A 4883-nucleotide genomic window follows, 5' to 3' on the forward strand; every position below is an offset into this window, starting at 1 on the left:
GAAACTCCAAGAGAAGATAGCAAGATTACCTGAAAAAGTGTCTAATACTCGTAGAGATTGGCACTTTAAACTAGCTCATTACCTTTGTGATATCGCTGATAACATCTACCTTGAAGATATTAACTTCGTTTCCTGGTCTAGAGGGATCGTTAGAAAACAATCTCTGGATTCAGGTATCGGTAGTTTTATTAACGAGATATTACCGTTTGTCGCTTGGAAACGGGGAAAATATTATCTTAAGGTTGATAAAAACGGAACCTCGCAAGAGTGTCCGAATTGTGGCGCAATTACTGGTAAAAAAGCGTTATCGGAAAGAGTTCACCGGTGTGATTCTTGCGGCCACATTGAACCAAGAGATACGGCATCAGCAAAGGTAATTGAGAACCGAGGAAAAAATGCGGTCGGACTGACCGTGTTAGAAAACGCTTGCGGAGGCGATTTGACGGGGATCGACTGGGTTAAACTCGGTCGATCTAGTTAAAAGCCTAAGAACCGAGAATCCCCCGCTACACCGCGCGAGCGGTTAGCGGGGGAGAGTCAATCCCCGATAACTGATAACTGCTAGACTAATTGGGTGATGCTTGCAAGATTAATAAAACCAGTGTCGAGATTAGAATGCAGGGACTTTTAAGAAAACTTTGGCGTGCGATCGAAAACTTTTTTACCCGACTTTTGGGGGGACAAGGGGGAAAGGGGAGAGTACAAGCGATCGAATCTGTTCCCCTAACCGATACAGACTACGAGTTTCTCTATATGCAGTTACTCGATGGAGTGTCCCACGGTTGGCACGAAGGCAGAATTCTGAGATTTTTTGAGAAATTGGGCGATCGAGGTCGGCAAAAAGATTGGGTAGAATGGTTAGAGCGCTTTGGGAGCCGTCTGCAATCCTCCGCTTCCCTTAACCAACTTCTCGCCACCAGAATGATCCGTTTGGGAGAATTAGCTCGCGCTTTCCCCGGGATTGAACGTATTGGTGAAGCTTCCTACGAGATCGGTTATCAACTCTACACCAAAGAAACTGCCACTTTAATCTGGGAATACGCCGGCGACGATGAGGACCCGGGCAGTTATTCCCAGCCGCAAACCCCAGAAAATTTCTTATATTCGGGTGAAACTAGCGATTTTAACGGTAATGACCCAGAAAATCCCCAATTAGAAACCCTCACCCTCGATGAATTATTTGACCGTCTGCAAAACGATCCTACCCTAGCCGGGCAAATGGCCGAACAATTGGGCATCGAAAATAAGGACGCAGAAAGCATTATTGATAGTCTCATCGCTCAATTTTCCCCCCAGGAAGCTAAAAACCCTGAAACTGCCGAAGATTGGTTTAATCAGGGCTTAGAACAGGCAAATTTAGGCAATTGGTCAAATGCGATCGCCGATTGGGAACAGGCCTTGACGATCGATCCCCAATTAGCCTCGGCCTGGCATAATCGTGGTGGTGCCTTAGCCATGATTGGTAACTACGAAGAAGCTTTAAATAGTTATGATCGCGCCCTAGAAATCACCCCCAACGATCACCAAGTCATTAACGCTAGAGGCAGCGCCCTATACGGACTGCAACGTTGGCAAGAAGCGTTAGAATGTTGGCAACAGGTGCTAGAAGCGGACGATAATTTTTATCAAGCTTGGTACAATCGCGGCAGTACCCTAGAAAATTTAGGCGAAACCCAAGCAGCGATCGCCTGTTATCAAAAAGCTTTAGGGATTGTGCCGGATTTTGAGCTTGCCCAAACCCGTCTAGAGGCTTTACTAGGGCAAAAACCGCCCGAAGACGACGGTAATCCCCCCGCCTGATTCAATCTGAACTTGAGCAGTCAACAGCCTACAATGAGGAGAGGATAGAGACTAATTTTAATCAATCAGGCCCAGCAATGAGTATAAAAAGCAAACCTCCTTCACAATCTCGCCTGATCGGTAATGTTTTATTAGCCGTAGGCGGCTTATTTCTGATTGTTAACCTTCTTTTCCCGCAATTATTTGGCCCTAGCGTCCCCAAAGTTCCCTATAGTCTTTTTATCGACCAAGTGGAAGATGGTAACGTCGCTAGGGTATCCGTGGGACAGAATGAGATTCGTTATCAGCTTAAAAACGACCAAGAGGGCAACTACGGACGAATTTTCAGCACTACACCGATTTTTGACCTAGAATTGCCCAAACGTCTAGAAGCTAAGGGCGTAGAATTCGCCGCCGCACCACCGCCAAAAAATGGCTGGATTGGTAGTGTTCTTAGTTGGGTGATTCCTCCCCTGATTTTTGTTGGTATTTGGCAATTTTTCCTCGCTCGCAGCGGTGGCGGTGGTCCAGCCGGGGCTTTATCGATTACCAAAAGTCGCGCTAAAGTCTATGTGGAAGGAGACACCACCAAAACCACTTTTGAAGATGTGGCCGGTGTGGAAGAAGCGAAAACCGAATTGGCCGAAATCGTCGAATTTCTCAAATATCCCCAACGTTACATTCAAATCGGGGCGCGGATTCCCAAGGGTGTCCTCCTAGTCGGTCCGCCGGGGACAGGAAAAACCCTGCTGGCAAAAGCAGTCGCGGGAGAAGCGGGAGTTCCTTTCTTTAGTATCTCAGGTTCGGAATTCGTGGAACTCTTTGTCGGTGCAGGTGCGGCCCGAGTGCGAGATCTGTTTGAACAGGCCAAGAAAAAAGCCCCCTGTATTATTTTTATCGATGAATTAGACGCGATTGGTAAATCTCGCGCTAACGGTAATTTTATGGGGGGTAACGATGAGCGGGAACAGACTTTAAACCAATTATTGACGGAAATGGACGGTTTTAACGCTGGTGATGCGACGGTAATCGTGCTGGCCGCTACTAATCGCCCAGAAACTCTTGATCCCGCCCTTTTACGCCCTGGCCGTTTTGATCGCCAAGTGTTAGTTGATCGCCCCGATCTGGCTGGACGCTTAAAAATCCTCGAAATCTACGCAGGTAAGGTAAAATTAGGCTCAGATGTGGATTTAAAACAGATTGCTACCCGCACCCCTGGTTTTGCTGGTGCTGACTTAGCTAATCTAGTCAATGAGGCCGCTTTATTGGCAGCCCGCAATCAACGCAGCACCGTCGCCCAAGAGGACTTTAATGAGGCAATCGAGCGGGTAGTGGCCGGTTTAGAGAAGAAAAGCCGGGTTCTCTCGGAAAAAGAGAAGAAAATCGTCGCTTATCACGAAGTTGGTCACGCTCTCGTCGGTGCAGTTATGCCGGGGGGTGGTAAAGTTGCTAAGATTTCGATCGTCCCTCGCGGCATGGCAGCCCTCGGTTATACCCTGCAAATGCCCACGGAAGACCGTTTCCTTATGGATGATACGGAATTACGCGACCAAATTGCTACTCTTTTAGGTGGTCGGGCCGCCGAGGAAATTATCTTTGGTAGTATTACTACTGGGGCAGCTAATGACCTACAGCGGGCGACGGATTTGGCCGAACGCATGGTGACTACTTATGGTATGAGTAAGACCTTAGGTCCCCTGGCCTACGAAAAAGGTCAACAGAATAGTTTTCTGGGAGATGGTATGATGAATCCCCGGCGCTTGGTGAGCGATGATACGGCCAAAGCGATCGATAATGAAGTGAAAGAGATTGTCGAAAATGGTCATCAGCAGGCCCTGGATATCCTTGCTCAAAATCGCGATTTGCTCGAAGAAATTGCCCAAGAAATCCTCAGTAAAGAGGTGATTGAAGGGGAACAGTTGCAAGCACTGCTCGATCGCGTTAAACCCCTCGATCGAGAACCTGTTACTGTTTAGATTGATTTGATTTTTACCTTACCCCATCTTCAACAAAGATGGGGTTTCTCATCTAGAAATTTTGACCTTTAAGAGGGATTGGGGCTGAATATTGAGGAGATAATCCAGAAAAGTCTTGGCGATCACAGATAGTTTTTTATCCTTGGGATAAACCACATACCAATGGCGTTGGATGGGAAAATCTTGCACGTCAAGGATGGTAAATTCCCCATTGGGATTATCTAAATTTAAGACGTGCTGAGACAGAACTGAAATTCCTAAACCACCAGCGATCGCTTGTTTAATGGCTTCATTATTGCCGATTTCCAAACGCAGAGATACGGTGATGCCATGGTCGAGAAAAATTTGCTGTACTGCCCGTCTAATTCCCGATCCCATTTCCCGCATAATAAAAGGTTCCCCTTGCAGTCGTTTAATCGGAATTTTTTTCTGTCCCGCTAGGGGGTGATCTTTGCGAGCAATAACCACGAGGGGATTTTCCAGAAACGGTCGAATCTCTAGGTTTAGCTCTTGGGGGGGTTCGCTTAAAATATATAGGTCATCAACATTATTGATCATCCTTGTTTCTAGGTCTTGGTGATTGGTCAATTCTAGGGACACATCCACCCCTTGGTACTGTTGACAAAAAGGACCTAGGATTTGAGGGATTAAATATTGGGCTGTGGATACCGCCGCTAAACGCAGTTTACCCTGTTTAATGCCCTTGATATCAGCGATCGCCATCTCAAAGTTATCAAGATCCTTGAGGACTGCCTGGCAGGTGACTAATAAACTGCGTCCAGCCTCGGTTAAATACAAACGTTTGCCTATCTGTTCAAATAAGGGTAAACCCACTGATTTAGTCAGTTGTTTCATCTGGGTGGAAACGGTGGGTTGGGTGATCGATAGTTCTTCAGCAGCCCTGGTGAAACTGCCATGACGAGCGGTCGCTTCAAAGACAATCAGTTGATGTAAAGTGGCGTGAATCAAGAGAGGCCTCTAGAGAGCTACACTTCTGTTACTGCCTTGAGGAGCTTTGCTAAACAGAAGCAGGAATGGAGGGGAACGAGTAAAAACCTCCCCACCCCGCTTATATCATAGGTTTAAATCAATACTTTTGTAAAGATATATCGATTTAAACTCAATTTA

General features: G+C 46.7%; 4 protein-coding genes. 3 read left to right on the forward strand and 1 reads right to left on the reverse strand.

Annotated features, from left to right (window positions below):
• The 3 genes from PX481_RS15010 to ftsH4 all read left to right on the forward strand — a co-directional run.
• Positions 1–481: RNA-guided endonuclease InsQ/TnpB family protein (locus tag PX481_RS15010; RefSeq protein ID WP_288094873.1), on the forward strand; the 481-nt coding region annotated here is incomplete at its 5' end.
• Between the two features lie 134 nt (positions 482–615).
• Positions 616–1800, forward strand: a complete 1185-nt coding sequence (locus tag PX481_RS15015; RefSeq protein WP_002757692.1) for a tetratricopeptide repeat protein — start codon at positions 616–618, stop codon at positions 1798–1800.
• A 77-nt stretch (positions 1801–1877) separates the two neighbouring features.
• Positions 1878–3755 carry an ATP-dependent zinc metalloprotease FtsH4 gene (gene ftsH4 / locus PX481_RS15020; protein ID WP_002757693.1) on the forward strand — a complete coding sequence of 626 codons (1878 nt, stop codon included), beginning with the start codon at positions 1878–1880 and terminating at the stop codon, positions 3753–3755.
• 48 nt (positions 3756–3803) lie between these two features.
• On the opposite strand, the gene PX481_RS15025 is transcribed toward ftsH4, so the two are convergent.
• On the reverse strand, positions 3804–4724 hold the full coding sequence (locus tag PX481_RS15025) for a LysR family transcriptional regulator (RefSeq protein WP_002757696.1): 921 nt from the start codon (positions 4722–4724) through the stop codon (positions 3804–3806).
• Positions 4725–4883: the final 159 nt, after the last annotated feature.

Source organism: Microcystis sp. M53603_WE2 (genome assembly GCF_030065435.1).